Origin of the sequence: Mycobacterium sp. (assembly GCF_050701515.1) — a bacterium.
Classification (GTDB): domain Bacteria; phylum Actinomycetota; class Actinomycetes; order Mycobacteriales; family Mycobacteriaceae; genus Mycobacterium.
Window position 1 is genome coordinate 1 of the sequence record NZ_JBOGDB010000315.1, and the last position, 2,514, is coordinate 2,514.

The 2,514-nt window shown below is 65.4% G+C and carries 1 protein-coding gene; it reads right to left on the reverse strand.

Annotated features, from left to right (window positions below; translation table 11 throughout):
* The coding region (locus ACRDU5_RS22785; protein WP_526617258.1) for a type I polyketide synthase at window positions 1–2,491 on the reverse strand (2,491 nt) is incomplete at its 3' end.
* Between the last annotated feature and the right edge of the window lie 23 nt (window positions 2,492–2,514).

Here is a 2,514-nt window from a genome sequence, read left to right on the forward strand (position 1 = left end):
AGTAGATCCGGACCCGGCGTTCGCCGGACTCCCGCCACGCGCCGACGACCACTTGCACGGCCACACCACCGCGCTCGGGAACGATCATCGGGGCCTGAAGCACGAGTTCGTCCACTCGCGGGCATCCGGCACGATCGCCCGCGTGTAGCGCCAGTTCCACCATCGCCGCACCCGGCACCAGCACGAGTCCGTGCACCTTATGGTCGGCCAGCCACGGATGAGACGCGAGCGACAACCGGCCGGTGAAGATGATCGCGTCCGAATCTGCCTCTTCCACCATGGCACCGAGCAATGGGTGCTCCGCTGCGGCGACGCCGAGACTGCCCGCGTGGACGGATCCGGCCCCAAGGTCAATCCAGTAACGCTTGCGTTGGAAGGCATAGGTGGGTAGTTCGATGCGACGCGCGCCGGTGTCCTCGAACAGGCTCTCCCAGTTGGGCGTTTTCCCGTGTACATGCGCCTCGGCAGCCGACAGCAGGAACCGCTGCATGCCGCCTTCGTTGCGTCGAAGTGTGCCACCCACATTGTGGTCATCGCCGTAGTCCTCCAGCGAATCCTGGATGCCGGCAATCAAGACCGGATGCGGACTGGATTCGAGGAACGTGCGGTAGTCGTGTTCGTACGACCAACGAACGGCCTGTTCGAACAACACCGGTTGGCGCAGGTTGGCGAACCAGTACTCGCCGTCGAGGATCTTCGTGTCCAGCCCCGCGCCGGTGACCGCAGAGATGAAGGTGATCTCACCGGTTTGTGGCTGCAGCCCGGAAAGCGACTCGCGCAACGTATCCCGCAGCTCCTCCACGTGAGCGGAATGCGAGGCGTAGTCGACGGGAATACGCGTGGCCGGCACCTCTTCCCGCTCGCAAGCGGCCACCAACTCGTCCAATACCGTTGCGCTGCCGGTCACGACGGTCGAAGACGGACCGTTCTGCGCAGCTATCGAAATCGATTGGGCCCACCGGCCGATGAGGGCGTTAACCTGTTCGACTGACCGCGGAATCGAAACCATGCCCCCGGATCCCACGATCGCCCTGACCGCCTTGCTACGCAACGTGACGACCTTCGCCGCGTCCCGCAACGACAGGGCGCCTGCGACGTAGGCGGCGGCGATCTCGCCTTGCGAATGGCCGAGGACGGCGTCGGGATGGATACCAAGCGCCCGCCATTGTGCGGCCAACGAAACCATCACCGCGAACAGCACCGGCTGCACGACGTCGACCCGCTCGAGGCAGTCCGGCCCGATGTCGCCGCGCACGACCTCGAGCAGCGACCAGCTCACGAATTCGCTGAAAGCAGCATCACAGAGCCGCATCTGGTTGGCGAATGCCGGTGCAGTGTCCAGCAGTTCGACAGCCATCCCGATCCACTGCGATCCCTGGCCGGGAAAGACGAAGACGGTTCCCCGTTGGGCGGTGGCCTTGCCAGTCACCACATTCGGTGCCGGAGCGCTGGAGGCGATCGCGGCCAACCCACTCAACAACTCGTCGCGGTCAGCTCCGACCACAACCGCGCGGTGGTCGAACGACGCCCGGGTGGTGACCAACGAATACGCGACATCATGGGAATCCAATTCGGACTGCTGCTCGACGAACCCCCGCAACCGGGCCGCCTGCTCGGCTAGCGCCGACGCCGACTTTGCGGACAATACGCATGGCGTCACAGGTGGACGCTTTCGAGTCGCGGTCGAGGCCGCAGGCTCTGGCGGCGCCTGCTCGAGTATCACGTGAGCATTTGTTCCGCTGAGGCCGAACGACGATACCCCGGCGCGCCGCGGTCGGCCGGTCTCGTCGGGCCACGGACACGCACTATTGACTACTTCGATCGTCCCTGACGACCAATCCACCTGTGTCGTAGGCGAATCCAGGTGTATTGTCGCCGGCACCACCCCGTTCCGAATCGACTGGACTGTTTTTATCACTCCGGCGACGCCTGCGGCGTACTGAGTGTGACCGATGTTCGCCTTGACCGAGCCAATCAGTAGTGGGCGCGCCACCGAGTGAGCATTGCCGTACGTCGCCTGCAACGCCCCCGCCTCGATCGGGTCACCGATCACCGTGCCCGTGCCGTGCGCCTCGACCACGTCGACGTCGCCGGCGCGCACGCCCGCATCCAACAGAGCCTGCCGAATCACCCGCTGCTGGGCTGCACCACTCGGGGCGGACAGCACCTCGGTGGCTCCGTCCTGTCCGACGGCGCTGCCCCGGATCACCGCACACACCGGATAACCAGCGTTGCGCGCGTGGGATAGTTTGGCCAACACCAGCACGCCGGTACCCTCGCCAGCGCCGAACCCGTCCGCCGCCTCAGAGAATGGCTTGGATCGGCCGTCTGCGGACAGCGCGCCTTGCCGCCCGAGGCCGATATAGAAGCTGGGTGAGCACACCACGGACGCACCGCCCGCCAACGCCAACTCGCATTCGCCCGACCGCAACGACTGCACGGCGAGATGCACCGAAACCAAAGATGATGAACAGCCGGTTTCGATCGTCACCGCCGGGCCCTGCAGCCCGAGTG